General features: G+C 68.3%; 23 protein-coding genes and 2 pseudogenes. 19 read left to right on the forward strand and 6 right to left on the reverse strand.

Annotated features, from left to right (window positions below; translation table 11 throughout):
• Window positions 1-17 precede the first annotated feature (17 nt).
• On the reverse strand, window positions 18-1,202 hold the full coding sequence (gene metK / locus M2165_RS14575; protein WP_280815324.1) for a methionine adenosyltransferase: 1,185 nt from the start codon (window positions 1,200-1,202) through the stop codon (window positions 18-20).
• Between the two features lie 222 nt (window positions 1,203-1,424).
• On the opposite strand from metK, the gene M2165_RS14580 reads away from it, so the two are divergent.
• Together M2165_RS14580 and M2165_RS14585 are read left to right on the forward strand one after the other, a co-directional pair.
• The gene (locus tag M2165_RS14580; protein ID WP_280815325.1) at window positions 1,425-2,318 is read left to right on the forward strand and encodes a lysophospholipid acyltransferase family protein; all 894 of its coding nucleotides are present in this window, start codon (window positions 1,425-1,427) and stop codon (window positions 2,316-2,318) included.
• The gene (locus tag M2165_RS14585; protein ID WP_280815326.1) at window positions 2,315-3,199 is read left to right on the forward strand and encodes a lipid A biosynthesis acyltransferase; all 885 of its coding nucleotides are present in this window, start codon (window positions 2,315-2,317) and stop codon (window positions 3,197-3,199) included. Before M2165_RS14580 ends, M2165_RS14585 begins: the two co-directional genes overlap by 4 nt.
• A 13-nt stretch (window positions 3,200-3,212) precedes the next feature.
• Here M2165_RS14585 and M2165_RS14590 read toward each other — a convergent pair whose 3' ends face one another.
• Window positions 3,213-4,124 (reverse strand): alpha/beta fold hydrolase, encoded by a 912-nt coding sequence (locus tag M2165_RS14590; RefSeq protein WP_280815327.1) that lies wholly within the window; start codon window positions 4,122-4,124, stop codon window positions 3,213-3,215.
• Window positions 4,125-4,194: 70 nt separating this feature from the next.
• On the reverse strand, window positions 4,195-4,929 hold the full coding sequence (gene yihA / locus M2165_RS14595) for a ribosome biogenesis GTP-binding protein YihA/YsxC (protein WP_280815328.1): 735 nt from the start codon (window positions 4,927-4,929) through the stop codon (window positions 4,195-4,197).
• 70 nt (window positions 4,930-4,999) lie between these two features.
• On the opposite strand from yihA, the gene M2165_RS14600 reads away from it, so the two are divergent.
• The 5 genes from M2165_RS14600 (at window position 5,000) to M2165_RS14620 (ending at window position 11,084) form a co-directional block, all read left to right on the forward strand.
• Window positions 5,000-5,665 carry a c-type cytochrome gene (locus tag M2165_RS14600; RefSeq protein WP_280815329.1) on the forward strand — a complete coding sequence of 222 codons (666 nt, stop codon included), beginning with the start codon at window positions 5,000-5,002 and terminating at the stop codon, window positions 5,663-5,665.
• Between the two features lie 129 nt (window positions 5,666-5,794).
• On the forward strand, window positions 5,795-7,966 hold the full coding sequence (locus tag M2165_RS14605; RefSeq protein WP_280815330.1) for a cytochrome c biogenesis protein ResB: 2,172 nt from the start codon (window positions 5,795-5,797) through the stop codon (window positions 7,964-7,966).
• The gene (gene ccsB, locus M2165_RS14610) at window positions 7,963-9,279 is read left to right on the forward strand and encodes a c-type cytochrome biogenesis protein CcsB (protein ID WP_280815331.1); all 1,317 of its coding nucleotides are present in this window, start codon (window positions 7,963-7,965) and stop codon (window positions 9,277-9,279) included. The genes M2165_RS14605 and ccsB overlap by 4 nt, the downstream gene beginning before the upstream one ends.
• Window positions 9,280-9,394: 115 nt before the next feature.
• On the forward strand, window positions 9,395-10,393 hold the full coding sequence (gene msrP, locus M2165_RS14615) for a protein-methionine-sulfoxide reductase catalytic subunit MsrP (protein WP_280815332.1): 999 nt from the start codon (window positions 9,395-9,397) through the stop codon (window positions 10,391-10,393).
• A 37-nt stretch (window positions 10,394-10,430) separates the two neighbouring features.
• Window positions 10,431-11,084 carry a protein-methionine-sulfoxide reductase heme-binding subunit MsrQ gene (locus tag M2165_RS14620; RefSeq protein ID WP_280815333.1) on the forward strand — a complete coding sequence of 218 codons (654 nt, stop codon included), beginning with the start codon at window positions 10,431-10,433 and terminating at the stop codon, window positions 11,082-11,084.
• Between the two features lie 43 nt (window positions 11,085-11,127).
• Here the strand turns inward: M2165_RS14620 and lysA are convergent, their stop codons facing one another.
• Both lysA and M2165_RS14630 read right to left on the reverse strand, forming a co-directional pair.
• Window positions 11,128-12,408, reverse strand: a complete 1,281-nt coding sequence (gene lysA / locus M2165_RS14625) for a diaminopimelate decarboxylase (protein ID WP_280815334.1) — start codon at window positions 12,406-12,408, stop codon at window positions 11,128-11,130.
• Window positions 12,405-12,677: a lipoprotein gene (locus tag M2165_RS14630; protein ID WP_280815335.1), complete on the reverse strand. Its 273-nt coding sequence runs from the start codon at window positions 12,675-12,677 to the stop codon at window positions 12,405-12,407. The genes lysA and M2165_RS14630 overlap by 4 nt, the downstream gene beginning before the upstream one ends.
• 12 nt (window positions 12,678-12,689) lie before the next feature.
• Between M2165_RS14630 and cyaY the strand changes: the two genes are divergently transcribed.
• Window positions 12,690-13,028 carry an iron donor protein CyaY gene (cyaY, locus tag M2165_RS14635; RefSeq protein ID WP_280815336.1) on the forward strand — a complete coding sequence of 113 codons (339 nt, stop codon included), beginning with the start codon at window positions 12,690-12,692 and terminating at the stop codon, window positions 13,026-13,028.
• A 9-nt stretch (window positions 13,029-13,037) separates the two neighbouring features.
• Here the strand turns inward: cyaY and M2165_RS14640 are convergent, their stop codons facing one another.
• Window positions 13,038-15,446 (reverse strand): PBP1A family penicillin-binding protein, encoded by a 2,409-nt coding sequence (locus tag M2165_RS14640; protein WP_280815337.1) that lies wholly within the window; start codon window positions 15,444-15,446, stop codon window positions 13,038-13,040.
• A gap of 238 nt (window positions 15,447-15,684) precedes the next feature.
• On the opposite strand from M2165_RS14640, the gene M2165_RS14645 reads away from it, so the two are divergent.
• The 11 genes and pseudogenes from M2165_RS14645 (at window position 15,685) to M2165_RS14695 (ending at window position 26,372) form a co-directional block, all read left to right on the forward strand.
• Complete coding sequence (locus M2165_RS14645; RefSeq protein ID WP_280815338.1) at window positions 15,685-16,764, forward strand: pilus assembly protein PilM; 1,080 nt, start codon at window positions 15,685-15,687, stop codon at window positions 16,762-16,764.
• Window positions 16,761-17,381: a PilN domain-containing protein gene (locus tag M2165_RS14650; protein ID WP_280815339.1), complete on the forward strand. Its 621-nt coding sequence runs from the start codon at window positions 16,761-16,763 to the stop codon at window positions 17,379-17,381. Before M2165_RS14645 ends, M2165_RS14650 begins: the two co-directional genes overlap by 4 nt.
• A 7-nt stretch (window positions 17,382-17,388) precedes the next feature.
• Entirely contained in the window at window positions 17,389-18,069 is a 681-nt protein-coding gene (locus M2165_RS14655) for a type 4a pilus biogenesis protein PilO (protein WP_280815340.1), read from the forward strand.
• Window positions 18,066-18,609 (forward strand): annotated as a pseudogene (locus M2165_RS14660) (pilus assembly protein PilP). Before M2165_RS14655 ends, M2165_RS14660 begins: the two are co-directional and overlap by 4 nt.
• Window positions 18,606-20,757 (forward strand): annotated as a pseudogene (locus M2165_RS14665) (type IV pilus secretin PilQ). Before M2165_RS14660 ends, M2165_RS14665 begins: the two co-directional pseudogenes overlap by 4 nt.
• A 23-nt stretch (window positions 20,758-20,780) precedes the next feature.
• Window positions 20,781-21,329 carry a shikimate kinase gene (locus M2165_RS14670; protein WP_280815341.1) on the forward strand — a complete coding sequence of 183 codons (549 nt, stop codon included), beginning with the start codon at window positions 20,781-20,783 and terminating at the stop codon, window positions 21,327-21,329.
• A gap of 55 nt (window positions 21,330-21,384) precedes the next feature.
• Window positions 21,385-22,500 carry a 3-dehydroquinate synthase gene (gene aroB, locus M2165_RS14675; RefSeq protein WP_280815342.1) on the forward strand — a complete coding sequence of 372 codons (1,116 nt, stop codon included), beginning with the start codon at window positions 21,385-21,387 and terminating at the stop codon, window positions 22,498-22,500.
• Window positions 22,497-23,627, forward strand: a complete 1,131-nt coding sequence (locus tag M2165_RS14680; protein ID WP_280815343.1) for a deoxyguanosinetriphosphate triphosphohydrolase — start codon at window positions 22,497-22,499, stop codon at window positions 23,625-23,627. Before aroB ends, M2165_RS14680 begins: the two co-directional genes overlap by 4 nt.
• Window positions 23,624-24,916: an MFS transporter gene (locus M2165_RS14685; RefSeq protein WP_280815344.1), complete on the forward strand. Its 1,293-nt coding sequence runs from the start codon at window positions 23,624-23,626 to the stop codon at window positions 24,914-24,916. The genes M2165_RS14680 and M2165_RS14685 overlap by 4 nt, the downstream gene beginning before the upstream one ends.
• Window positions 24,913-25,488 (forward strand): DUF1415 domain-containing protein, encoded by a 576-nt coding sequence (locus tag M2165_RS14690; RefSeq protein ID WP_280815345.1) that lies wholly within the window; start codon window positions 24,913-24,915, stop codon window positions 25,486-25,488. Before M2165_RS14685 ends, M2165_RS14690 begins: the two co-directional genes overlap by 4 nt.
• On the forward strand, window positions 25,485-26,372 hold the full coding sequence (locus M2165_RS14695) for an SAM-dependent methyltransferase (protein ID WP_280815346.1): 888 nt from the start codon (window positions 25,485-25,487) through the stop codon (window positions 26,370-26,372). Before M2165_RS14690 ends, M2165_RS14695 begins: the two co-directional genes overlap by 4 nt.
• Window positions 26,373-26,402: the final 30 nt, after the last annotated feature.

A 26,402-nucleotide genomic window follows, 5' to 3' on the forward strand; every position in this document is an offset into this window, starting at 1 on the left:
CGCCGGAGCCTCGATGATTACTTGAGGCCGGCCGCCGCGCGCAGTGCCGCGGCCTGCGTCGTCGCTTCCCAGGTGAACTCGGGCTCCTCGCGGCCGAAGTGGCCGTAGGCGGCGGTCTTCTGGTAGATCGGGCGCAGCAGGTCGAGCATCTGGATGATGCCCTTCGGGCGCAGGTCGAAGTACTCGCGCACGAGTTCGGCGATCTTCTCGTCGGGGATCACGCCCGTGCCTTCGGTGTAGACCGTGATGTTCATCGGCTGCGCCACGCCGATCGCATAGGCGACCTGGATCTGGCACTGGCGCGCGAGGCCGGCGGCCACGATGTTCTTCGCCACGTAGCGCGCGGCATAGGCGGCCGAGCGGTCGACCTTCGACGGGTCCTTGCCCGAGAACGCGCCGCCGCCGTGCGGGCAGGCGCCGCCGTAGGTGTCGACGATGATCTTGCGGCCCGTGAGGCCGCAGTCGCCCTGCGGGCCGCCGATGACGAAGCGGCCGGTGGGGTTGATCAGGTAGCGCGTGTTCTGCAGCCATTCCTTGGGCAGCACCGGCTTGATGATCTCCTCGATGATCGCTTCGTTGAACGAGGCCTTCATCTTGGTCGGCGTCTCGCTCTGGTCGGGGCTGTGCTGGGTGGAGAGCACCACGGTGTCGATCGAGTGCGGCTTGCCGTCGACGTAGCGCATCGTGACCTGGCTCTTGGCATCGGGGCGCAGGAAGGGCAGGCGGCCGTCCTTGCGCAGCTGGGCCTGGCGCTCGACCAGGCGGTGCGCGTAGTAGATCGGCGCGGGCATCAGCTCGGGGGTCTCGTCGCAGGCGTAGCCGAACATCAGGCCCTGGTCACCGGCGCCGGTGTTCAGGTGGTCGTCGCTCGCGTGATCGACGCCCTGGGCGATGTCGTTGGACTGCTTGTCGTAGCAGACCATCACCGCGCAGCCCTTGTAGTCGATGCCGTACTCGGTGTTGTCGTAGCCGATGCGCTTGATGGTGTCGCGCGCGACCTGGATGTAGTCGACGTGCGCGTTGGTGGTGATTTCGCCCGCGAGCACCACCAGGCCGGTGTTGGTCAGCGTCTCGGCGGCCACGCGGCTGCGCGGATCCTGTTCGAAGATCGCATCGAGGATGGCGTCGGAGATCTGGTCGGCGACCTTGTCGGGGTGGCCTTCGGAAACCGATTCGGACGTGAAGAGAAAGTCGTTCGCCATGATTTCAAAACTCCTGAAGTGACTTGGCGCGTTGCCAACTCTGCGGAGCCCTGGCGAACGCTTTAGCAGATGTCGATGAATCGACGGGGCACAATCGCCTGTTGACGCCTGTGTTTGTCGCCCTGCAAGTTGTTCCGTAACTCGGCGACAATTTGCATTCTATTCGAGCCGCGCAATACCATGCGCGCGCGTCTCATTTTTGACTCCCCATTCCGCCTGTTGATGATCACCCTGTTTCGCCTGCTCGCCCGCGTGCCGATGCCCCTGATGCATCGACTCGGGGCCTTGCTGGGCTGGCTGGTCTGGTTCTGCGCGCCGGACTACCGCCGGCGCTTCCGGGCCAACGCCGAAAGCGCCGGCATCTCGCCGGACGACTACCGCCCCGCCATCGCCGCCGCCGGCCACATGGTTTCGGAACTGCCCTGGCTGTGGCTGCGCCCGCAGGGCGAGACCGTGCTGTCGCGCGTGGTGCGCTGGGAAGGCGTCGAAGCCTTCGAGGAAGCCATGCGCGCCAAGAAGGGCGTGATCCTCGTGGCGCCGCACCTCGGCAGCTGGGAGATGTGCGGCCAGGCCATCGGCGAGCGCTTTCTGCAGACCTTCGGCCCGATCACCGCGCTCTTCCGCCCCGCACGCAAGAAATGGATGGCCGAGCTGATCGCCGCCGGCTCGCGCGACCGGCCTGGCCTGCAGACGCTGCCGACCAACAACACCGGCGTGCGCGGGCTGATCCGCACGCTGCGCGGCGGCGGCTACACCGGCATCCTGCCCGACCAGGTGCCGCCGCTGGGGCAGGGCGTGTGGGCGCCGTTCCTGGGACGCCCGGCCTACACCATGACGCTGCTGCCGCGCCTGGCGCAGCAGACCGGCGCGGCCTGCTTTCTGAGCGTGTGCGAGCGTCTGCCGCGCGGCCAGGGCTACGTGATCCGCTTCGAGCCGATCGTCGGCACCGCGCTGACCGATCCGAAGGCCTCGGTCGAGGAAGCGGCGGCGGCGATGAACGACGCTATCGGCCGCCTGATCCGCAGCCTGCCCGGGCAGTACGTGTGGGACTACGCGCGCTACAAGGAGCCGCGCGCCGAACGCGTGACGGCCGCGGTCGCGGGAGAAGCACCATGAGCCTCGGATCACGACTCGGCATCGGCTTCATGCGCGCGATCGCGCCGCTGCCGCTGCCGCTGGTGCGCGGCTTCGGCGCGCTGATGGGGCGGGTGCTGCACACGCTCGCAGTGCCGCGGCGGCGCGTGGTGGACCGCAACCTGGCGGTCTGCTTTCCGCGAAAGTCCGAGGCCGAGCGCCGCGCCATCGCGCGCCAGACCTTCGTCTACGTGGCGCAGTCCTGGCTCGATCGCAGCTGGCTCTGGCATGCGCCCGAAAGCGTGGTCGCCAGCCGTCTCAAGGTGGTGGGCGCCGCGCCGGAGATCCGCGAGATCGCCGACGGCGAGGCGCCGATGATCCTGTTCGCGCCGCACTTCTACGGACTCGACGCCGCCGCCACCGCGCTGACCATGCACACGGCCCGGCCCTCCGCCACCATCTACACGACGCAGCGCGACCCGATGGTCGACGAGTGGATCCGCAAGGGCCGCACGCGCTTCGGCAACGTGGCCGCGCTCAATCGCGTCGACGGCATCAAGCCGGTGCTCGCGGGCCTGCGCAAGGGCGGCCTGCTGTACCTGCTGCCGGACATGGACTTCGGGCGCGACCAGACCATATTCGTGCCGTTCTACGGCGTGCAGGCGGCGACCGTGCCGTCGCTGTCGCGCTTCGCGCGGCTGGGCAAGGCGAAGGTGGTGCCGATCGTCTCCAAGCTCACGCGCGAGGGCTACGAGATCGAGGTGCTGCCGGCCTGGCAGAACTTCCCGACCGATGACGTCGAGGCGGACACGGCGCTGATGAACATGCGGCTGCAGGGCTACATCGATGCGATGCCCTCGCAGTACTACTGGGTGCACCGGCGCTTCAAGACCCGGCCCGAGGGCGAGGCGTCGATCTACTGAGACCGAGGCCGCTTCAACGGCGGTGCAGGAAGGCCTCGATCTCCGCGGCCACGCGCTGCGGCTGCTCGTGCACGATCCAGTGCGTGGCATCGGGCACCTTCTTGACCACCAGATCGGGCACGTAGTCGTCCAGGCCTTCGAGCAGGCCCGGCAGCAGCGCCGCATCGTCGAGCGCCCACAGCACCAGCGTCGGCACATTCACCATCAGCCGCTCGCGCGGCGGCACCGGGATGGTGTTCGCGTCCTGGCCCGGCGGCGGCGGCTTGAGCGGCGTCACCCGGTAGAGGTTGCAGCCGCCGGTCAGGCCCGCGCCCCAGACCTCGCGGTACTGCTGCTTCACGTCTTCGGTGAGCCAGCCGTGGCCGTCGGGGCCGGCCTTCATCCCCAGGAAGAAGGGCCACATGCGCCTGAAATCGTCGGCCGAGAGCAGCGCCTCCGCGTCGGGGCGCGCGAGGAAGTTCATGTAGGCGCTGGCTTGCTGCTGCGCCGGGTTGTCGCGCAGCTCGCGCGCGAAGGTGCCCGGATGCGGCGAATTGATGATCACCAGCCTGCCGATCTGCTGCGGGAACGCGTTCGCATAGCCCCAGCCGAAGGCGCCGCCCCAGTCGTGCGCGACCAGCGCGGCGATGGTGCCGTCGCTGCTTTCGGTGGCCGCCAGCTGCTGGATGTCCTGGATCAGCAGGTGGGCCTTGTACTGGGCCACGTCGGCGGGTGCGCTCGATCGCTCGAAGCCGCGCAGGTTCGGCGCGATGCAGCGGTAGCCGCCATGCGCCGGGTCGGCGAAATGCGCGAGCAGTCCGTCCCAGATGAAGGCGGCCTCCGGAAAGCCGTGCAGGAACACCATCAAGGGGCGGCCGGCCGTGCCGGCCGCGCGGCAGCTCAGGGTGGTGCCGTTGGGCAGCTGGCGCTGGAAGGTTTCGATCATGCTTGCCTGTCTCTTGTTGCTACGGTTTCGAGAGCGAAGCGCGAAGAAAGCGGGCGAAGCCTGTCGTGGGCTAGCTGCCTTCCGCGTCCCCGGGCGTTGCCTGCGGCGTGTCGGTGGGGTGCGCCCAGCGCCACAGCAGCTCGGCGGCTTCGCCCACGCCCTGCTTCTTGAGCGCGGAGAACAGTTTGACCTCCCCGCCGCCCGCCTGCAGTCGCGTGATGGACAGCACCTTGGCCCCTTCGCTGCGCGTGAGCTTGTCGGCCTTGGTCAGCAGCACCAGGAACTTGAGTCCCTGTTCCACGCGCGGGCGGATCACGTCGAGCAGGATCTCGTCCAGTTCGGTGAGCCCGTGGCGCGGGTCGCACATCAGCACCACGCCGCGCAGGTTCTCGCGCGTCATCAGGTAGTTGCCCATCACGCGCTGCCAGCGCAGCTTGGCTTCGCGCGGCACCGCGGCGTAGCCGTAGCCCGGCAGGTCGGCCAGCACCGCGTCGTCGGCCTTCTGCTTGCCGACGCCGAAGAGGTTGATGTGCTGCGTGCGGCCCGGCGTCTTCGAGGCGAAGGCCAGCCGCGTCTGCTGCGTGAGCGTGTTGATCGCGGTCGACTTGCCGGCGTTCGAGCGTCCGACGAAGGCGATCTCGGGCAGATCGAGCGGGGGCAGATGCTCGAGCTGCGGGGCGCTGGTGAGGAAGTGGGCGGTGTGCAGCCACCCGAGCGCCGTGCGCTCGCGCTCGGCGACGAGCGGGTCCACGGCCGGGGTCGCGCGGGAAGGAGGAGCGGCGGGCTTGCGCGACGGACTGGTCATCAATGGGCTTTCGGAACGGGCCGCCATTGTAGAATCGCGGGGTTTTGCGCCAATAAATCGAGCCCCCGATATGAAGTTGTTTGCCAATTTTCTGCTTGCAGCCCTCATGGGCGTCGCAGCCAGCGCGAGCCTCGCGGCCGACCAGCCGGCTGCCGCAACGGCGGCTCCCGCCGCGGCCGCCCCGGCCAAGCCCGATCCCGCCAAGGGGGACACGGTGTTCAATTCGGCCGCCCAGGCCTGCGCTTCCTGCCACAACGCAGACGGCAACTCGGCCATCGCGGCCAACCCCAAGCTGGCGCAGCAGCATCCCGAATACATCCTCAAGCAGCTGCAGGACTTCAAGTCCGGCAAGCGCAAGAGTCCCATCATGCAGCCGCTCGCCGCGAAGCTGTCGGACCAGGACATGCGCGACATCGCCTGGTTCGTGGGCTCCAAGAAGATCAAGACCGGCTTCTCCAAGGAGAAGGACCTCGTGGCCCTGGGCGAGCGGATCTACCGCGGCGGCATCGCCGACCGCCAGATCCCGGCCTGCGCAGGCTGCCACAGCCCCAACGGTGCCGGCATGCCCGCGCAGTACCCGCGCCTGGGCGGCCAGCACGCCGACTACACCACGGCGCAGCTCGTCGCCTTCCGCGACAAGGTGCGCCTGAACAGCGTGCCGATGAACGACGTCGCGGCCAAGCTCAACGACCGCGAGATCAAGGCGGTGGCCGACTACATCGCCGGCCTGCGCTGACATCGCCGCGCCCGCGCGCATGCGCCGCGTGAACTAACCGCCGATAAAAAACCCAAACAGAGGGCGGGCCGATCCAGCTGGATGGCCCGCCTTTTTGCTTTCCTCTTCCTTATTTCTTCTCGCCGCCCGATGTCCGTCTCCACCCATGGCCTTCGCGTCCATCGCGGCCCGCAAGTGCTTCGCGCTGCGGTGGAACTGCTGTCGTCGATGCGGTTCGCGATCGCGCTGCTGACGGTCATCTGCATCGCATCGATCATCGGCACGGTGCTCAAGCAGCACGAGCCGATCAACAACTACATCAACCAGTTCGGGCCGTTCTGGGCCGAGCTGTTCCGCGCGGCCCGGCTCGATTCGGTCTACAGCGCCTGGTGGTTCCTGCTGATCCTGCTGTTCCTGGTGGTCAGCACCACGCTGTGCATCGCGCGCAACACGCCGCGCATCATGGTGGATCTGAAGACCTTCAAGGAAGACATCCGCGCCCAGAGCCTCAAGGCCTTCGGCCAGCGCGCCGAGTCCCGGCTCGACGAAGCGCCCGCGCAAGCCGCGAACCGCATCGGCCAGCTCCTGGTGAGCGGCGGATGGAAGGTCAAGCTGCAGCAGCGCGAAGGCGCCGACGGCCATGGCGGCACGGGCTGGATGGTGGCCGCGCGTGCCGGCGGCGCCCACAAGCTCGGCTACATCGCCGCGCACAGCGCGATCGTGCTGGTCTGCATCGGCGGCCTGCTCGACGGCGACCTGGTGGTGCGCGCACAGACCTGGTTCGCCGGCAAGAGCGTGTTCACGGGCGGCGGCATGATCGCGGACGTGCCGCCCGAACACCGGCTCTCGCCGCGCAACCCGACCTTCCGCGGCAACATCCTGGTGCCCGAGGGCGGGCAGGGCAGCGTGGCGATCCTGCAGCAGTCCGACGGCGTGCTGCTGCAGGAACTGCCGTTCTCGATCGAGTTGAAGAAATTCATCGTCGACTACTACTCGACCGGCATGCCCAAGCTGTTCGCGAGCGAGGTGGTGCTGCACGACCGCGAGACCGGCGAGCAGGTGCCCGCGCGCATCGAGGTCAACCACCCGGCCAGCTACAAGGGCGTCGAGATCTACCAGTCCAGCTTCGACGACGGCGGCTCCCGCGTGAAGCTCAAGGCGGTGCCGATGGCCGCGGCGGCCAAGCCCTTCGAGGTCGAGGGCGTCATCGGCGGCCCGAGCACCGAGATCACCAACGGCACGGAAAAGCTCTCGCTCGAATTCGCCGCGCTGCGGGTCATCAACGTCGAGAACTTCGCGGATGCGGGCGCCCTGGGCAGCGGCGCCGACGTGCGCAAGGTCGACCTGCGCCACGACATCGAATCGCGCCTCGGGGCCGCCAACAAGACGGTCAAGCAGAAGGTGCTGCGCAACATCGGCCCGAGCATCGGCTACAAGCTGCGCGACGCCGCCGGCCAGGCGCGCGAGTACCAGAACTACATGGTGCCGGTCGACACCGGCGACGGCCAGCCGGTGTTCCTGCTCGGCATGCGCGAAAAGCCCGAGCAGCCGTTCCGCTACCTGCGCGTGCCGGCCGACGAGCAGGGTTCCATGGAGGGCTTCGTGCGCATGCGCGCGGCGCTCGCCGATGCGGACACCCGCGCCCGTGCCATCGAGCGCTACATCGCGAAGGCCACCGATCCCAAGCGCCCCGACATGGCCGCGCAGCTGCGCGTTTCGGCGGCGCGCGCCCTGGCGCTGTTCGCCGGCAGCGAGCGCGCCAAGGCCGACGCCACCACGCTCGGCGGCTGGCAGGCGATCGCCGAGTTCATGGAAGCCAACGTGCCCGAGGCAGAGCGCGAGCGCGCCGGCGCAGTGCTGGTGCGCATCCTCAACGACGTGCTGTTCGAGGTGCTCAACCTGAGCCGCGAGGGCGCGGGGCTGGCCGCACTGCCGCTCGAGCCCAAGTCGCAGTCCTTCCTGACGCAGGCGGTGCTGGCGATCAGCGATGCCTACTTCTATCCGGCGCCGGTCGCGATGATGATGACCGACTTCACCCAGGTGCAGGCCAGCGTCTTCCAGGTGGCGCGCGCGCCCGGCAAGAACGTGGTCTATCTGGGCTGCCTGTTGCTGATCATCGGTATTTTTGCCATGCTGTACGTGCGCGAGCGCCGCCTCTGGGTGTGGCTGACACCCGATGGCTCGGCTGCCGGAGACAGCAACAGCACGGCCGCCACGATGGCTTTCTCCGTCAATCGCAAGACCATCGACAGCGACCGCGAGTTCGAGCACCTCAAGCACAGGCTGCTTGCCTTGAAGACAGAAGGACCGGCTTCCCCATGAACACCACCACCCTCACGCTCCACGAAAGCTGGTTCTCGCGCCGCAGCCTGTTCGACTGGGTGTTCGCGGCGCTGGTGCTGGCAGGCGGCCTCTTCGCGTTCGCACGCTATGCGGGCTCGATGGACAACTACGAGAAGCCGATCCTCGCGGGCGCGATGCTCTCGATCATCGCCATCGGCTGGTTCTGGCGGCCGCTGCGGGTGCTGGCGATCGTCGTCGGTGCGGCGTCGGTGCTGGCGATCGTCTCCTACCAGGGCGATCTGGCGCGGGCCGAGTCGGTGTTCTGGCTCAAGTACTTCCTGTCGAGCCAGTCGGCCATCCTCTGGATGAGCGTGCTGTTCTTCATGGGCACGCTGTTCTACTGGCTCGGCTTCTTCGGCGGCAAGCAGGGCGACACCCTCGAGGCGATCGGTTCCCGACTGACCTGGGCCGCGATCACCATGGCGCTGATCGGCACCATGGTGCGCTGGTACGAAAGCCACCAGCTCGGCCCCGACATCGGCCACATCCCGGTGAGCAACCTCTACGAGGTCTTCGTGCTGTTCTGCTGGCTGACGGCCGCGTTCTACCTCTACTACGAAGAGCGCTACCGCACGCGCTCGCTCGGCGCCTTCGTGATGCTCGTGGTGAGCGCGGCGGTGGGCTTTCTGCTCTGGTACACGCTGGTGCGCGAAGCGCACGAGATCCAGCCGCTGGTGCCTGCGCTGCAGAGCTGGTGGATGAAGCTGCACGTGCCGGCCAACTTCATCGGCTACGGCACCTTCGCCCTCGCTGCCATGGTCGCCTTCGCCTATCTGATCAAGGAACAGGCGAACGAGACGCGCTGGTACCGGCTCACGCCGATCTGGCTCCTGGGCGCGGCGCTGTGCTTCGTGCCCGTGGCCTTCCGCCAGCGGGTGCAGGAGGCGGGCGGCAGCTACTGGGTGGTGTATGCGGGCATTTCGGCGCTCATCGCCGCGGGCATCCTGCTCGGCCGCAAGCGCATCGCGGCCAGGCTGCCCGCCAACGAAGTGCTCGACGACGTGATGTACAAGTCGATCACGGTCGGCTTCGCGTTCTTCACCATCGCCACCGTGCTCGGTGCCCTGTGGGCGGCCGACGCCTGGGGCGGCTACTGGAGCTGGGACCCGAAGGAGACCTGGGCGCTGATCGTCTGGCTCAACTATGCGGCCTGGCTGCACATGCGGCTGGTGAAGGGCCTGCGCGGAACGGTGGCCGCATGGTGGGCCCTGGTCGGCCTGGCGGTGACCACCTTCGCGTTCCTCGGCGTGAACATGTTCCTGAGCGGATTGCACAGCTACGGCACGCTGTAGGCGCGCGCTGCCGGTTTTTCGCGAAGAATCGAAACCGTGCGCGGCAATGCCGCGTAACCCGATCAGGGGATGCCGCGAACTACCCCGCACAGCGTTTCACGCGAAAGGCCACACCATGTCGTTCCATCACCGTCCGCAGGGTCGCAACAGCGGTTTCGATCATCCGATTCCGAGCGAGATCACGCCACGTGCCGTCTACGAAAGCCGGCGCGACCTCCTGAAGCTGCTTGCCGGCGCCGCGCTCGCGGGCTTTGCCGGACGCGAGGCCTTCGCCCAGGCCACCGGGCCGCACAAGCTGGCGCTGCTTCCCGGCGTGAAGTCGGCGGTCCCCGGCGCGCAGACGATGGAAAAGACCACCGACTACAAGGACGCGACAAGCTACAACAACTTCTACGAGTTCGGCACCGACAAGGGCGACCCGGTCAAGAATGCCGGCACGCTCAAGACGCGGCCGTGGACCGTGGAGGTCGAGGGCCTGGTCAAGAAGCCCGGCCGGTACGGCATCGAAGACCTGCTCAAGCTCAGCGCGCAGGAAGAGCGCATCTACCGCCTGCGCTGCGTCGAGGGCTGGTCGATGGTCATCCCGTGGGTCGGCTATTCGCTCGCCGAGCTCATCAAGAAGGTCGAACCCCAGGGCAACGCGAAGTACGTCGAGTTCGTGACGCTGGCCGATCCCAAGACCATGCCCTTCGTCGGCTCGCGCGTGCTCGACTGGCCCTACACCGAGGGCCTGCGCATGGACGAGGCCATGCATCCGCTCACGCTGCTGGCCTTCGGCATGTACGGCGAGGTGCTGCCCAACCAGAACGGCGCGCCGGTGCGCATCGTGGTGCCGTGGAAGTACGGCTTCAAGTCGGCCAAGTCGATCGTGAAGATCCGCTTCGTCGAGAAGGAGCCGAGCACGGCCTGGAACAAGGCCGCGGCCAACGAGTACGGCTTCTATTCCAACGTCAATCCCAACGTCGACCATCCGCGCTGGAGCCAGGCCACCGAGCGCCGCATCGGCGACGGCGGCGGCCTTTTCGCCAAGCGCCACAAGACGCTGATGTTCAACGGCTACGAGGCCCAGGTCGGGCAGCTCTATGCCGGCATGGACCTGAAGAAGAACTACTGAAGCCGCGGCGGCACGCGGCCGCCGCCTTCTTCGACCCATGAACAAGCTGCTCATGCATCCGGCGGTCAAGCCGGTCGTCTTCGTGCTTTGCCTGCTGCCGTTCGCGTGGCTGGTCTATGGCGCGTTCACGGACGGGCTCGGCGCCAACCCGGCCGAGTACCTGATCCGCGCCACCGGCGACTGGACCCTGCGCTTCATCTGCATCGTTCTCGCGGTGACGCCGCTGCGCGTGACGGCGAAGCTCGGCGCGCTCGCGCGCTTTCGCCGCATGCTGGGCCTGTTCGCCTATTTTTACGTCGTGCTGCACCTGCTGTGCTACAGCTGGTTCGACATGGGCTTCGAATGGAGCGAGATCGCGAAGGACATCGCGAAGCGGCCGTTCATCCTCGTCGGCTTCTCGGCCTTCGTGCTGCTGACGCCGCTGGCCGCGACCTCGTTCAACCGCGCGATCAAGGCGATGGGGGCGAAGCGCTGGCAGATGCTGCACAAGCTGGTCTACCTGATCGCCGGACTGGGCCTGCTGCACTTCTTCTGGATGCGCGCGGGCAAGAACAACTTCGCCGAGGTGTTCGTCTACGCGGCCATCGTGGCGCTGCTGCTGGCCTGGCGTGTCTGGCATGCGGCAAGCAAGCGTGCCGCGGCGCGTTCCGCCGCTGCCGCGCGCGGGCGGGAAGGCGCCGCCGCGCGATAAACGCGGACCGGGCGCCGCGCGCACGCGACGCCCGAGCGATCGTTCAGCCGTCGATCTGCTCGCTGCGCAGCTGGTCTTCCATGGTCTCGCGGCGGCGGATCAGCCGCGCGGCCTGGCCGCTCACCAGCACCTCGGCGGCGCGGCCGCGCGTGTTGTAGTTGCTCGACATGCTCATGCAGTACGCACCCGCGGACAGCACCGCGAGCAGGTCGCCGGCCACCACGTTGAGCGCGCGGTCGCGGCCGAGCCAGTCGCCGCTCTCGCAGACCGGACCGACCACGTCGTACACCGCGGTGCCGCCGACGCGGGCGCGCAGCGGCACGATTTGCTGGAAGGCCTGGTACATCGCGGGGCGCGGCAGGTCGTTCATCGCCGCGTCGACGATGCAGAAGTTCTTCTCCTGGCCGGGCTTGGTGTAGAGCACCTCGGTCACGCACACGCCCGCATTGCCGACCAGCGAACGGCCGGGTTCGATGACCAGCTTGCGCTGGCCGAAACCGCGCGCGTCGAGCTTGGCGAGCAGCTGCTGCCACAGCGCATCGGCCTTCGGCGGCACTTCGCCGTTGTAGTCGATGCCCAGGCCGCCGCCGAAGTCCAGGTGATGGATCGGCACGCCGGCTGCTTCGATCGCCTCGACGAGGTCGAGCACGCGGTCGCAGGCGTCGAGGTACGGCGAGGCCTCGGTGATCTGCGAGCCGATGTGGCAATCGATGCCGACCACCTCGATGCCCGGCAGCTTCGCTGCGTGCCGGTACGCCTCGACCGCGCGGTCGTGCGCGATGCCGAACTTGTTGCCCTTGAGCCCGGTGGAGATGTACGGGTGCGTCTTCGGATCGACGTTGGGATTGATGCGGATGCTGATCGGCGCGCGCTTCGCTTCGGCCAGCGCCACCTCGTTGAGCACGTCGAGTTCGGCCTCGCTCTCGACGTTGAAGCAGGCGATGCCGGCCGCGAGCGCCTGCCGCATCTCGGCGCGGGTCTTGCCCACGCCCGAGAAGATGATCTTCGCCGGATCGGCGCCGACGGCGAGCACGCGCGCCAGTTCGCCGCCCGAGACGATGTCGAAGCCGCAACCCGCCTCGGCGAAGACGCGCAGCACGCCGAGCGACGAGTTCGCCTTCATCGCATAGCAGATCAGCGCATCGCGGCCCTCGAAGCCGCGCTGGTAGGCGGCGAGCGCATCCAGCATCCATTGCTTCGAATAGACGAAGAGCGGCGTGCCATGCTCGCGCGCCAGCGCTTCGAGGCTCAGGCCTTCGACGTGGAGCGCGCCGTCGCGGTCGGCGATGTGCGGATGGCCGGGGAGGAGAGGCGTGGTCGTCATCGCGGGGTCACTCCGCTGCCGGTGTTGCCCGCGGGCGCGCTGCTGGCGGCGGCGGGCTGGGGTGCGGCTTCTTCGCTGTCGCCGCGGCGGGCGCCGCCGGGCGTGAGCAACTGCGGCAGGGTGGCGCGCTGGGCGGCGGCCGGGTCGGTCGGCAGGAACAGCGGCCCGCGCTGACCGCAGGCCGACAGGGCAGCGGCGGCGGCGAGGCCGGCGACCATGAGCGCAGCACGGGCGGGGGCGCTCACTAGAATTTGGCGAACATTCAACATGGCGAAATTGTAATGACCGACACCGAATACATGGATCGCGCCGAGGCCGCACTCGCGGCCATCGAGCAAAGCTGCGACCGCATCAACGACACGACCGACGCCGACATCGACAACCAGCGCGTGGGCGGCATGATCACGATCTCGTTCAAGAACGGCAGCCAGCTGATCGTCAATCTGCAGAAGCCGCTGCAGGAGATCTGGCTCGCCGCGCGTTCGGGCGGCTACCACTACCGCCACGACGGCCAAGCCTGGGTCGACACGAAGACCGGCGAGGAATTCTTCGGCAATCTCTCGCGCGAGGCGAGCCTGCAGGCCGGGCAGCCGCTGGAATTCAGGGCGGCCGCGGCCTGAGCGCCCGGCTCAGTTCCTGAACAGGTCGAGGATGCGGCTGCGTTCCTCGGGCGGCGGGGGCGGCGCCACCGGCACGCCGCTCAGGGCCTCCGCGGGCTGGGTGGCCTGCGTCTCGACGCCGAGGCTCGAGACGCCGCGGCCCGGCGCGTAGTCGTCGTAGTACCACTCGCCGCCCACGCTCACCACGCCGGAGGGCGGCGAGGCCGACAGCTCGGTCACGGGCACGCCCTTGAGCGCGGTCTCCATGAAGTTGATCCAGATCGGCAGGCTCAGGCCGCCGCCGGTTTCGCGATCGCCGAGGTTGCGCGGCGTGTCGTAGCCGATCCACGAGATCGCCGTCATCGTGGGCTGGAAGCCCGCGAACCACGCATCGAGCGAATCGTTGGTGGTGCCGGTCTTGCCGTAGAGGTCGGGGCGCTTGAGCAAGGCCTGCGCCTTGGCGGCGGTGCCGGCGCGCGTCACCGACTGCAGCAGCGTGCTCATGATGAACGCATTGCGCTGCGGGATCGCGCGGATCGTCTCGTTCAGCAGCGGCGGCTGCTTCTCGACCAGCACCTTGTCCTTGTGGTCGGTGATGCGGGTCACGAGGTAAGGATTGACGCGGTAGCCGCCGTTGGCGAACACCGAATAGGCGGTCGCCATCTGCATCGGCGTGACCGAGCCGGCGCCGAGTGCCATCGGCAGGTAGGCGGGGTGCTTCTCCTTGTCGAAGCCGAAATTGGTGACCCAGTCCTGTGCGTAGCGCGTGCCGACGGACTGCAGGATGCGGATCGACACCAGGTTCTTCGACTTCATCAGCGCGGTGCGCATCGACATCGGGCCGTCGTAGCCGCCGCCGTAGTTCTTCGGCTCCCAGGGCTGACCGCCGGTGGTGCCGGCGTCGAAGAACAGCGGCCCGTCGTTGATGACGGTGGCGGGCGTGAAGCCTTTCTCCAGCGCGGCCGAGTAGATGAAGGGCTTGAAGCTCGAGCCCGGCTGGCGCCAGGCCTGCGTGACGTGGTTGAACTTGTTCTTGCCGAAGTCGAAGCCGCCCACCAGCGCCTTGATCGCGCCGTCGCGCGGATCCATCGCGACGAAGGCGCCCTCGACTTCGGGCAGCTGGGTGATTTCCCAGGTGTTCTTCGGCGTCTTCACCACGCGGATCACCGCGCCGCGGCGGATCTTGATGTTGGGCGGCGCCTTGTCCGAAAGCCCGGACTGCGCGGGCTTGAGGCCCTCGCCAGTGATCTGCACCGGATCGCCGTTGCCGCGCACCGCGGAGATTTCCTTCGGGCTGGCCTTGAGCACCACCGCCGCCATTACGTCGCCGTTGTCGGGATGGTCCGCGAGCGCGTCGTCCACGGCTTCGTCGAGTTCCTTCGGGTCGCTGGGCAGTTCGACGAACTTCTCGGGGCCGCGGTAGATCTGGCGTCGCTCGTAGTCCATGATGCCCTTGCGCAGCGCCTTGTAGGCCGCGGCCTGGTCGGCGGCGACCAGCGAGGTGTAGACCTTGAGGCCGCGCGTGTAGGTGCTGTCGCCGTACTGGGCGTACATCAACTGGCGCACGGTCTCGGCCACGTACTCGGCATGCAGCCGGTTCGGATCGGCCGCGTCGCGCAGGTGCAGCTCTTCCTTCTTGGCGGCGGCCGCCTGCTCGGCGGTGATGAAGCCCGCGTCCTGCATGCGATCGATCACGTAGAACTGGCGTCCCCGCGCGCGCTGCGGGTTGTTGACCGGGTTGTTCGCGCCCGGCGCCTTCGGCAGGCCCGCGAGCATCGCGGCCTGGGCGATCGTGAGTTCCTGCAGCGGCTTGCCGAAGTAGGCCTCCGAGGCCGCCGCGAAACCGTAGGCGCGATTGCCGAGGTAGATCTGGTTCAGGTAGATCTCGAAGATCTGGTCCTTCGTGAGCAGGTGCTCCAGCTTGAAGGTGAGCAGCACCTCGTAGATCTTGCGGGTCAGCGTCTTCTCGGAGCTCAGGTAGACGTTCCGCGCCACCTGCATCGTGATGGTCGATGCGCCCTGGCTCTTCACCCGGTTCATGTTCGCGAGGCCCGCGCGCACCATGCCCTTGTAGTCCACGCCGCCGTGGTCGTAGAAGCGGGTGTCTTCCGCAGCCAACACCGCTTCCTTCACGAGCTTGGGGATTGCCGAGATCGGGGTTAGATTGCGGCGCTCCTCGCCGAATTCGCCAATCAGAATGCCTTCGGCGGAGAAAACCCTCAGCGGCAGCTTCGGGCGGTAGTCGGAAAGTTCGGAGATGTCGGGAAGATTGGGGTACGCAACGGCCAGGGCGACGGCAACCACGCACAGAACCGCCAGAAAGCTGGCTGCGGCGATGCCGAATCCCCAGGCCAGGAAGCGCAGCAGCCATTTCAGCCAGGCTGGGCGTGCGGAAGAAGGGGTCTTGGCTGGCCCTTTGGGGCGTGAAGTTTCTTGCATGGGGGCCCGGAGAGTCACCGCGCATTATAAAAATTCGGCCCCGGGCCGCACGTCGAACTTCAGCGCAGCGTTGCGAGCTAAACCAAAAGTTACCGAATGTGGCTTCAGCGTCAGCTTTTGACAACGATCTCCGGATTTGCCGGCCCCGGTTCCTTGGTGGCGGCTACGCCTGCTGCTAGCATGCAACCGAACGCAAATTTTTCCATTAGTTACAAATGCAGGGCTAGAGGGACCTAACTTGGCTTCTTTCGGATCATTGTTTCGTCGTCAGAACGCCCCCATGCTCGGCCTGGACGTCAGCTCGTCCAGCGTGAAGCTGGTCGAGCTCGGCCGCGAAGCCAGCGGCAAGCTGGTGCTCGAGCGCTGCGCGATCGAACCCCTGGAGCGTGGGTGGATCACCGACGGCAACGTCGAGAAGTTCGACGAAGTGGCCGAGGCCGTCCGCCGCGTGGTGCGCAAGAGCGGCACCCGCACCCGCAATGTCGCGCTCGCGCTCCCGCCCTCGGCGGTCATCACCAAGAAGATCATCCTGCCCGGCGGCATGAGCGAGCAGGAGCTCGAGATCCAGGTCGAGTCCGAAGCCAACCAGTACATCCCGTTCTCGCTCGACGAGGTCAGCCTCGATTTCTGCGTCACCGGACAGAGCACCGCCTCCGCGGGCGACGTCGAGGTGCTGATCGCCGCGTCGCGCAAGGAAAAGGTCCAGGACCGCGAGGGCCTGGCCGAGGCCGCCGGCCTGAAGGCGATGATCCTCGACGTGGAATCCTTCGCCTCCCGGCTCGCGACCTCGCGCCTGATCGAGCAACTGCCCGGCAAGGGCGTCGATGCCGTGGTGGCGCTCTTCGAGGTGGGCGCCTTCACCACCAGCATGCAGGTGCTTCGCAACCAGGAAGTGCTGTACGACCGCGATCAGGCTTTCGGCGGCGCGCAGCTGACGCAGCTGATCGTGCGCCAGTACGGCTTCTCGGCCGAGGAGGCCGAGGCCAAGAAGCGCAGCGGCGACCTGCCCGACGACTACGGCTCTGGCGTGCTGAAGCCCTTCGTCGAAAGCATCGCGCAGGAAATCGCCCGCGCGCTGCAGTTCTTCTTCACCAGCACGCCGCACAACCGGGTGGACTACGTGCTGCTCGCGGGCGGATCGGCCTCGCTGCCGGGGCTGACCAGCGCGGTGACGCGCCAGACCTCGTTCGCCTGCTCGCTCGTCAATCCGTTCGACGGCATGGACATGGGGCCGAACATCCGCGAGAAGAAGGTCCGGCGCGAGGCGCCTTCCTATCTGACCTCCTGCGGCCTGGCCATGCGGAGGTTCGTGCAGTGATCCTCATCAACCTGCTCCCGCATCGCGAGGCCGCACGCAAGCGCCGGCGCGAAGCGTTCTATGGCGCGCTGGGCGCCTCGGCGCTCCTGGGCGTGCTGATCGCCGGCCTGGGCTACCTCTGGTTCGAGGCACAGATCTCGGCCCAGCAGACCAAGAACAACTTCCTCAAGACCGAAATCACCAAGCTCGAGGTCGAGATCAAGGAGATCTCGACGCTGCAGGAAGAAATCGCCGCGCTGCGCGCGCGCCAGCAGGCGGTCGAAGACCTGCAGGGCGACCGCAACCTGCCGGTGCATCTGCTCAACGAGCTCGTGCGGCAATTGCCCGACGGCGTCTACCTGACGAGCATGAAGCAGGACAACCAGACGGTCACGCTGCAGGGCATGGCGCAGTCGAACGAGCGCGTCTCGGAGCTGCTGCGCAACCTGGGCAACAACAGCCCGTGGCTGGTCAAGCCCGAGCTGGTCGAAATCACCTCCGCCAACGTGAGCCTGAGCCAGCGCGACCAGCGCCGCGTGGCGAACTTCACGATGCGCATCGGCCTCAAGCGCCCGACGGACGCGCAGAAGGCCGCGGCCGACAAGGCGCTGGTCACGCGGCCACCGGTCAAGGGATAAAAGGACCATGGCAAGCAATCGCCCCTCTCAGAAACTGGACGTCGGCGCGGCGCTGCGCGACTTCGGCGACCAGTTCCGCAACCTGAACCCGAACGACCCCTCGATGTGGCCGCCGGTGCCGCGCTACGCCCTGTGCGTGGCGGTGACGGCGCTGGTGCTCGTCGCGCTGTGGTTCGTCTGGCTCACCAATTCGAACGACGAGCTCGAGAGCGAGCGCGCGAAGGAAGTCGCGCTGCGCGCCGACTACCAGAAGAAGGTCGCGCTGGCCGCCAACCTCGACCTGCTGAAGAAGCAGCGCGAGCAGGTGCAGCAGTACGTGACGCTGCTCGAGAAGCAGCTGCCCAGCAAGGCCGAGATGGACGCCCTGCTGTCGGACATCAACCAGGCGGGCCTCGGCCGCAGCCTGCAGTTCGAGCTGTTCCGCCCGGGTCAGGTGTCTGTCAAGGACTACTACGCCGAACTGCCGATCGCGGTGCGCGTGACCGGGCGCTACCACGACATCGGCGCCTTCGCGGCCGACGTCGCGGGCCTCTCGCGCATCGTGACCCTGAACAACCTGACGATCTCGCCGCAAAAAGACAAGGACGGCACGCTGACGATGGATGCCACGGCCCGCACCTACCGCTACCTCGACGACGAAGAGCGGGCGGCCCAGAAACGCGCATCGGCGCCGAAGGCGAAGAAATGAGGACGACCGCCAATCTGCTGTGGCTCGTGGTGGCCGCGCTGGGCCTGAGCGCCTGCGCCGATTCCGAACAGGAAGAACTGCGGCGCTGGATGGTCGAGCAGCGCGCCCAGGTCAAGCCCACGGTGCCGCCGATCACCGAGCCCAAGAAGTTCACGCCCCAGGCCTATACCGGAGGGGGCGGCGTTCGAGCCCTTCAACCTGCTCAAGCTCACCCAGGCACTGCGCCGCGAGTCGAACCAGCCGAGCACGTCCGAGCTGATCGCGCCGGAACTCGCCCGCCGCAAGGAAGCGCTCGAAGCCTTCCCGCTCGACGCGATGGCCATGGTGGGCAGCATGAACCGCCAGGGCCAGCCCGTGGCGCTGATTCGCGTCGACAAGCTGCTCTACAAGGTGCGGGTCGGCGAATACCTGGGGCTCAACTACGGGCGCATCACCCGTATCAACGAAACCGAAGTGACCCTGCGCGAGATCGTGCAGGACGCCGCCGGTGAATGGATCGAACGCGTGGCGACATTGCAGCTGCAAGAGAGTGCGAAATGAATCATAAGAAATCAACGTTGGCACAGCGGCTGCGAGCTGCCGGCCTGGGTCTGCTGGCATTGGGTGCGTTGGCCATCGCGCACGCGCAGAACGCCATCGAATCGGTCACCAGTTCGACGCAGTCCGGCTCCGAGGTCATCCGCATCGACCTGGCGCAGCCGCTCGCGGCGCTGCCGACCGGCTTCGTGGTCCAGGCGCCGGCGCGCATCGCGCTCGACTTTCCCGGCGTGACCAATGCCATCGGGCGCTCCGCCATCGACGTGAACCAGGGCAACCTGCGCTCGGTGAACGTGGTGCAGGCCGGCGAACGCAGCCGCGTGGTGCTGAACCTCAAGCAGGCGACCGCCTACAAGGCCGAGATCCAGGGCAAGTCGCTGCTGGTGATCCTCGAGCCGGTGGCCGGCACCGCGCTCGCGTCGTCCACGCCCACGGTCTTCGCCGAAAACCGCAACCGCGACACCCTGCCGCTGCGCGACGTCGATTTCCGCATGGGCCCCGACAACACCGGCCGCGTGATCGTCGACCTGCCGAACAACCAGGTCGGCGTGGACGTCCGCCAGCAGGGCAAGAACCTGATCGTGGAGTTCACCAAGTCGACGCTGCCCGAAGGGCTGCGCCGCCGCCTGGACGTGGGCCGACTTCAACACGCCGGTGCAGCTGATCACATCGCAGCAGTCGGGCGACCGCGTGCGCATGACCATCGAAGCCCGCGGCGACTGGGAGCACAGCGCCTACCAGAGCGAGAACCAGTTCGTGGTCGAGGTGCGCGCGCGCAAGGTCGACCCGACCAAGCTGACGCAGGGCGTGGGCTACAACGGCGAGAAGCTCTCGCTGAACTTCCAGAACATCGAGATCCGGTCGCTGCTGCAGGTGATCGCCGACTTCACGAACTTCAACATCGTGACCTCCGACTCGGTCACCGGCGCGCTCACGCTGCGCCTGAAGGACGTGCCCTGGGATCAGGCGCTCGACATCATCATGCAGGCCAAGAACCTCGGCATGCGCAAGAACGGCAGCGTGCTGTGGATCGCGCCCAAGGACGAGATCAACGCCAAGGAAAAGCTCGAATTCGAGGCCAAGGCCGCGATCGAGAACCTCGAGCCGCTGCGCACCCAGTCGTTCCAGCTCAACTACACCAAGGCGATCGCCATCGCCCAGGGCCTGACCGGCACCGGTGCATCTTCCGGCGGCGGCGGTGGCGGCGGCTCCGGCACCACCACCCGCATCCTGAGCCCGCGCGGCAGCGTGATCGCGGAATCGCGCACCAACCAGCTCTTCGTCTCCGACATCCCGTCGCGCCTCGCGCAGGTCGCGGAGCTGATCCAGAAGCTCGACGTGCCGGTGCGCCAGGTGCTGATCGAGGCACGGATCGTGGAAGCCTCCGACACCTTCGGCAAGTCGCTGGGCGTGCGGCTCGGCGGCGGCATCTCTCGCGAACGCGTCGCCTCGGCCAACGGCAATCCGGCATACGGCACCATCGGCGTGATGCCCGCCACCACCGGTGGCGGCGGTGTCGGCACCGCAGCAGCCACCTGGACCAACTCCAACTTCATCAACCTGCCCGCGGGCGATGCGGGCGGCACCGGCAATTCGCCCGGAACCTTCGCGATCTCGCTGTTCAACTCGAGCCTGTCGCGCATGCTGAACCTCGAGATCTCGGCACTCGAAGCCGATGGCAAGGGCAAGCTGGTCTCCAGCCCCCGCGTCATCACGGCCGACCAGACGAAGGCGCTGATCGAGCAGGGCGAGGAAATCCCCTACCAGCAGGCCACGTCGAGCGGTGCGACCTCGATCTCGTTCCGCAAGGCGGTGCTGAAGCTCGAAGTCACGCCGCAGATCACGCCCGAAGGCAACATCATCCTCACGCTCGACGTGAGCAAGGATGCGCGCGGCGTGAACACCTCGGCGGGCCCGGCCATCAACACCAAGCACGTGCAGACCGAGGTGCTGGTCGAGAACGGCGGCACGGTCGTCATCGGTGGTATCTTCGAACTCACCGAAACCAATGACGAATCGCGCGTGCCGGTGCTGGGTGAAGTGCCCTACCTCGGGGCGCTGTTCCGCAAGCGCGAACGCGTTGCCAACAAGACCGAAATGCTCGTCTTTATCACTCCGAAGATGATTACCGACCGCAACGCCGCGCGCTGACGCGCGGGCGTAGCAGCCACCGCGTGGCGGTCGCACTCGTCGGGTTGCCCGGCGCCGGCAAATCCGCAGTGGGCCGGCGCCTCGGCGCACGCCTGGACCTTCCCTTCGTCGACACCGACCACGTGATCGAGCAGCGCATCGGCTGCTCGATCCGCGATTACTTCGAGCGCGAGGGCGAGACCGCCTTCCGCGACCTCGAGCAGTCGGTGATCGCCGACCTGGCCGCGCGGCCGCACGGCATCCTGGCCACCGGCGGCGGTGCGGTCCTGCGCGAGGCCAACCGCAGGCAGCTGCACGAGCACTTCCACGTCATCTACCTGCGTTCCTCGCCCGAAGACCTGTTCCGGCGGCTGCGGCACGACGTCAAGCGGCCCTTGCTGCAGGTGGCGGACCCGCTCGGCCGCCTGCGCGAGCTGCACGACGCGCGCGACCCGCTCTACCGCGAGACGGCGCACGACGTGGTCGACACCGGCCGCCCCTCGATCGCCATGCTGGTGAACATCATCGTGATGCAGCTCGAACTCGCCGGCATCGTCACCCCCGGGGCGCATCCCGAAGAGCCCGCCGCCTGAGCGGCGCCGACCCGGCGGCCGGGCCGCCCGGCGCGCAGCGCCTAAACTCGCTGCCATGCCATTCCCCGCATCCTCCGCACCGCCAGAGCGCGTCGACATCCAGCTCGGCGACCGCAGCTATCCGATCCTGATCGGCGCCGGCCTGCTGGACGATCCCGCGAGCTATGCCGCGGTGCCTGCTGCCGCGAGCGCGCTGATCGTGAGCAACACCACGGTGGCGCCGCTCTACGCCCAGCGCCTGCGCGCCGCACTCGCGGGCCGCTTCCGCAGCGTGCACCTGCTCGAACTGCCCGATGGCGAAAGCCACAAGAACTTGCAGACCCTGAACCTGATCTTCGACGAGCTGCTCGGGCAGGGCAGCGACCGCAAGACGGTGCTCTTCGCGCTCGGCGGTGGCGTGGTGGGCGACATGACAGGCTTCGCGGCCGCGAGCTACATGCGCGGCGTGCCCTTCGTGCAGGTGCCGACGACCCTGCTCGCGCAGGTCGATTCGTCGGTGGGCGGCAAGACGGCCATCAACCATCCGCTCGGCAAGAACATGATCGGCGCCTTCTACCAGCCGCAGCTCGTGCTGTGCGACCTGGACACGCTGCAGACGCTGCCGCCGCGCGAACTGAGTGCCGGCCTGGCCGAGGTGATCAAGTACGGGCCGATCCACGACATGCCGTTCCTCGACTGGATCGAAGCGAACATCGATGCGCTGGTGGCGCGCGACCCCGTCGCCCTCGCGCATGCGGTCAAGCGCAGCTGCGAGATCAAGGCGCTGGTGGTCGGTCAGGACGAGCGCGAAACCGGCCTGCGCGCGATCCTGAACTTCGGCCACACCTTCGGCCATGCGATCGAGTCGGGCCTGGGCTACGGCGAATGGCTCCATGGCGAGGCGGTCGGCTGCGGCATGGTCATGGCGGCGCATCTGTCGCAGCGGCTCGGCGGCGTCGACGCCGCCTTCGTTGAGCGGCTCACGCGCCTGATCGCGCGCGCCGGCCTGCCGACCGTCGGCCCGGCCCTGGGTGCCGACAGGTACATCGAACTGATGCGGGTCGACAAGAAGTCCGAGGCGGGCGAGATCCGCTTCGTGGTCATCGACAGGCCGGGCTCGGCCGTGGTCCGCAGCGCGCCCGACGCGCTCGTGCGCGAAGTGCTCGCGCAGTGCTGCCGCGCCGCCGAATGAACCTCGCGGCCTGGGCCTGCCATCCGTCGCGCTCGCGCGGGCGCCGGCATGCCGAGCCGCCCGCGCCCACGCGCGATGCCTTCCAGCGCGACCGCGACCGCATCGTGCATTCCACCGCCTTCCGGCGCCTGGTCTACAAGACCCAGGTATTCCTGAACCACGAAGGCGACCTGTTCCGCACGCGGCTCACGCATTCGCTGGAGGTGGCGCAGCTGGGCCGCTCGATCGCGCGCGCCCTGCGCCTCAACGAGGACCTCGTCGAAGCTATCGCGCTGGCGCACGACCTCGGCCACACGCCCTTCGGCCATGCGGGCCAGGATGCGCTCAACGCCTGCATGGAGGGCCATGGCGGCTTCGAGCACAACCTGCAGAGCCTGCGCGTGGTCGATGCGCTCGAGCACCGCTATCCGCAGTACGACGGGCTGAACCTGAGCTTCGAGACCCGCGAAGGCATCCTCAAGCACTGCTCACGCGCCAATGCCGAACGGATCGAGGCCGCCGAGCCGTACGGCGTGGCGCGGCGCTTCCTCGACCGCACGCAGCCGGGCCTCGAGGCGCAGCTGTGCAACCTCGCCGATGCCATCGCCTACAACGCGCACGACATCGACGACGGCGTGCGCTCCGGGCTCATCAGCGTCGAGCAGCTCGCGGAAGTGGCGCTGTTCGAGCGCTACCGGCGCGAGGCGCTGGACGAATACCCGCAGCTCGAAGGGCGGCGCGTGCTCTACGAAGCGATCCGGCGCATGCTCAGTGCCCAGGTGTACGACGTGATCGACGCCACCCGCGCGGCGATCGAGGCGGCGGCGCCGGCCGATGCCGACGCGGTGCGCCGCGCGCCGCCGCTGGTCCGCTTCAGCGACGGCATGCAGGCGCAGTCGGACGCGCTCAAGCGCTTTCTGTTCCGCAACCTGTACCGGCATCCCCAGGTGACCCAGACCACCGACCAGGCGCAGCAGGTGGTGCGCGAGCTGTTCGCGGCCTACCTCGAACGCGACGCGGAAATGCCTGCCTCCTACGCCGGGCGCCGCGACCGGCACCGCGCCGTCGCCGACTACATCGCCGGCATGACCGACCGCTTCGCGATGCGCGAGCATGAGCGGCTGACCGGCCGCCGGGGCATCGGATGACCGTTGGCGGCAGCAGCACCGCGGCCGCGCCCGCGCGCGTTCCGGCCGCGGCCTTCGCCGTCGTGCTGGGCGGCGTCAGCGCCGCGCTGCACCTGGGCAAGCTGCCACCGGCCGTGCCCGCGCTGCAGGCCTCGATGGGCATCGACCTCGTCCAGGCCGGCTTCCTGCTGTCGCTCGTGCAGGTGGCGAGCATGACGCTGGGGCTCGTGGTCGGGCTCGCGGCCGACACGATCGGCCTGCGCCGCAGCATGCTGGCGGGGCTGTCGATCCTCACGGTCGCGAGCCTGCTGGGCGGCGCCGTGGGTGCCGGCTGGCTCGGCGGTGCGTTCGCGGTGCAATGGCTGCTGGGCCTGCGCGCGCTCGAAGGCATCGGTTTCCTGCTCGCCGTCATGCCCGGCCCGGGGCTGATCCGCCGGCTGACGCCGCCGGGCGCCGACAAGGCCGCGCTGGGCGTGTGGGGCGCCTACATGCCGCTCGGCGTGGCGCTCGCATTGCTCGTCGGGCCGGCGCTGATCGGCTGGGGCGGATGGGCCGACTGGTGGTGGACGCTGTCGGCCGTCTCGGCCGGCGCCGCGTTCTGGCTCTGGCGCATCGTGCCTGCCGACGTGCGCCGCGTGCCGGCGGCCGGAGTCGCCGGTGGCGCGGACCGCGGGGCCGACGGATGGCCGTCGCGGTTGCGGCTCACCCTCGCGGCCTCCGCGCCATGGATGATCGCCGCGACCTTCGCGGTCTATTCGGCCCAGTGGATGGCGGTGATCGGTTTTCTGCCCGCGATCTATGCCGCGGCCGGCGTGCCGGCGGGCTTCAATGCGGTGCTGACGGCGCTCGCCGCCGCGACGAACATCGTCGGCAACCTGGCCGGCGGCCGCTGGCTGCAGCGCGGCGTCGCACCCGAGCGGCTGCTGCGTACGGGCTTCCTGGCGATGGCGTTCGGCGGCATCGCGGCCTTCGCCCAGGTGGGGCAGGGCGCCGATGCCCTCGGGCTGCCGCCGGCGCTGCGCTATGTCGCCGTGTGCCTGTTCTCTCTCGGTGGTGGCATGGTGCCCGCGACGCTGTTCCTGCTCGGCGTGCGGCTGGCGCCCGGGGCTTCCACCGTCTCCACCACCGTGGGGCTGGTGCAGCAGGCTTCGTCGCTCGGGCAGTTCCTGGCGCCGCCCGCGGTGGCGTGGATCGCACAGCGCGCCGGCGGCTGGCACTGGACCTGGGGCGCCACGCTCGCCTGCTCGCTCGCGGGCATCGCGCTCGCGCGGCGCTTGGGGCGAATACGCCTGGCGGCGGAGGTGGCATGACGGGCGCGGCGACAATCGAGGCCATGCAAGCCGAAGCCGACACGCGGCGCTGGCTGGAGCGCGCGGTCATCGGGCTCAACCTCTGCCCCTTCGCCAAGGCGGTGCACGTGAAGCGGCAGATCCACTATGCCGTCTACCTGCCGGCCGGCGACGAGTCCCTGATCGAGATGCTCCTGGCCGAGGCCCATGAACTCACCGCGCGCGATGCTTCCGTGCGCGACACCACCTTGCTGATCGCACCCAACACCTTGGCGGATTTTCTGGACTTCAACGACTTCACGGTGCGCGCCGAACGCAAGCTCGCGCGCGCGGGTTTCGACGGCGTGCTGCAGCTCGCGAGCTTCCACCCGCACTTCCAGTTCGCCGGCAGCGCGGCCGACGACATCGCCAATGCCACCAACCGCGCGCCGTATCCCACGCTGCACCTGCTGCGCGAAGAGAGCGTCGGCCGCGCCGTCGATGCCTTCCCCGATGCCGAGGCGATCTTCGAGCGCAACATCGAAACCCTCGAGGCGCTGGGGCAGGCCGGCTGGGATGCGCTCGACGTCGGCCCCGGGAGCGCGCGCCCATGAGCGCCCACGCAGCCAAGGCCGCGGCGAAGACCACCCGCACGGCCGCCAGGGCCGATGCCGAGCTGGCCGAGGTGCTGCGCCCCGGCCAGTCCATCGAGCTCCTGAAGGAACTGCACATCCTCACGCGCGAAGGACGGCTCAACCAGGACTCGCGCCGCAAGCTCAAGCAGGTCTACCACCTGTTCCAGTTCATCGAACAGCTGCTGCGCGAGCTGCCCGAGGCGGGTGGCGACGCCACCCTGGCCGACCACGGCGCGGGCAAGTCGTACCTGGGTTTCATCATCTATGACCTGTTCTTCCGCGCGCGCGCCGGCGGCCATGTCTACGGCATCGAGACGCGCGCCGAATTGGTCGAGAAATCGCGCGCCCTGGCCGCGCGGCTCGGTTTCGAGCGGATGTCGTTCCTCAACCTCACGGTGGCCGAATCCGCCACCGCGCGCGAGCTGCCCGAGCGCATCGACGTGGTCACCGCGCTGCACGCCTGCGACACCGCCACCGACGATGCGATCGCCTTCGGCCTCGCGAAGAAGGCGCGCTGCATGGTGCTCGTCCCCTGCTGCCAGGCCGAAGTGGCCGCCTGCCTGCGCGAGACCAAGGCGCTGGCGCTGTCGCGCACCCCGCTCGCCGAGCTCTGGCGCCATCCGCTGCACACGCGCGAGATCGGCAGCCAGCTCACCAACGTGCTGCGCTGCCTGTACCTCGAGGCCAACGGCTACAGCGTGACGGTGACCGAACTCGTCGGCTGGGAGCACAGCATGAAGAACGAGCTGATCCTGGCCCGCCACACCGGCCACCGCAAGGCGGCGGCGGCCGCGCGGCTGCGCGAGCTGCTGTCGCAGTTCGGGCTCGACGCGCTGGGCGACACGCGCTTCCGCCTGCCCTGAGGCGTACCCGGAAAAAAGAAGAAGCGCGCC

The organism is Variovorax sp. TBS-050B (genome assembly GCF_029893635.1).
Classification (GTDB): Bacteria; Pseudomonadota; Gammaproteobacteria; order Burkholderiales; family Burkholderiaceae_C; genus Variovorax.

Excerpts from the sequence above, each read along its gene's own strand:
- metK (WP_280815324.1), bottom strand. The coding sequence starts at position 1,202 with ATGGCGAACGACTTTCTCTTCACGTCCGAATCGGTTTCCGAAGGCCAC.
- M2165_RS14580 (WP_280815325.1), top strand. The coding sequence starts at position 1,425 with ATGATCACCCTGTTTCGCCTGCTCGCCCGCGTGCCGATGCCCCTGATG.
- M2165_RS14585 (WP_280815326.1), top strand. The coding sequence starts at position 2,315 with ATGAGCCTCGGATCACGACTCGGCATCGGCTTCATGCGCGCGATCGCG.
- M2165_RS14590 (WP_280815327.1), bottom strand. The coding sequence starts at position 4,124 with ATGATCGAAACCTTCCAGCGCCAGCTGCCCAACGGCACCACCCTGAGC.
- yihA (WP_280815328.1), bottom strand. The coding sequence starts at position 4,929 with ATGACCAGTCCGTCGCGCAAGCCCGCCGCTCCTCCTTCCCGCGCGACC.
- M2165_RS14600 (WP_280815329.1), top strand. The coding sequence starts at position 5,000 with ATGAAGTTGTTTGCCAATTTTCTGCTTGCAGCCCTCATGGGCGTCGCA.
- M2165_RS14605 (WP_280815330.1), top strand. The coding sequence starts at position 5,795 with ATGTCCGTCTCCACCCATGGCCTTCGCGTCCATCGCGGCCCGCAAGTG.
- ccsB (WP_280815331.1), top strand. The coding sequence starts at position 7,963 with ATGAACACCACCACCCTCACGCTCCACGAAAGCTGGTTCTCGCGCCGC.
- msrP (WP_280815332.1), top strand. The coding sequence starts at position 9,395 with ATGTCGTTCCATCACCGTCCGCAGGGTCGCAACAGCGGTTTCGATCAT.
- M2165_RS14620 (WP_280815333.1), top strand. The coding sequence starts at position 10,431 with ATGAACAAGCTGCTCATGCATCCGGCGGTCAAGCCGGTCGTCTTCGTG.
- lysA (WP_280815334.1), bottom strand. The coding sequence starts at position 12,408 with ATGACGACCACGCCTCTCCTCCCCGGCCATCCGCACATCGCCGACCGC.
- M2165_RS14630 (WP_280815335.1), bottom strand. The coding sequence starts at position 12,677 with ATGTTGAATGTTCGCCAAATTCTAGTGAGCGCCCCCGCCCGTGCTGCG.
- cyaY (WP_280815336.1), top strand. The coding sequence starts at position 12,690 with ATGACCGACACCGAATACATGGATCGCGCCGAGGCCGCACTCGCGGCC.
- M2165_RS14640 (WP_280815337.1), bottom strand. The coding sequence starts at position 15,446 with ATGCAAGAAACTTCACGCCCCAAAGGGCCAGCCAAGACCCCTTCTTCC.
- M2165_RS14655 (WP_280815340.1), top strand. The coding sequence starts at position 17,389 with ATGGCAAGCAATCGCCCCTCTCAGAAACTGGACGTCGGCGCGGCGCTG.
- aroB (WP_280815342.1), top strand. The coding sequence starts at position 21,385 with ATGCCATTCCCCGCATCCTCCGCACCGCCAGAGCGCGTCGACATCCAG.
- M2165_RS14680 (WP_280815343.1), top strand. The coding sequence starts at position 22,497 with ATGAACCTCGCGGCCTGGGCCTGCCATCCGTCGCGCTCGCGCGGGCGC.
- M2165_RS14685 (WP_280815344.1), top strand. The coding sequence starts at position 23,624 with ATGACCGTTGGCGGCAGCAGCACCGCGGCCGCGCCCGCGCGCGTTCCG.
- M2165_RS14690 (WP_280815345.1), top strand. The coding sequence starts at position 24,913 with ATGACGGGCGCGGCGACAATCGAGGCCATGCAAGCCGAAGCCGACACG.
- M2165_RS14695 (WP_280815346.1), top strand. The coding sequence starts at position 25,485 with ATGAGCGCCCACGCAGCCAAGGCCGCGGCGAAGACCACCCGCACGGCC.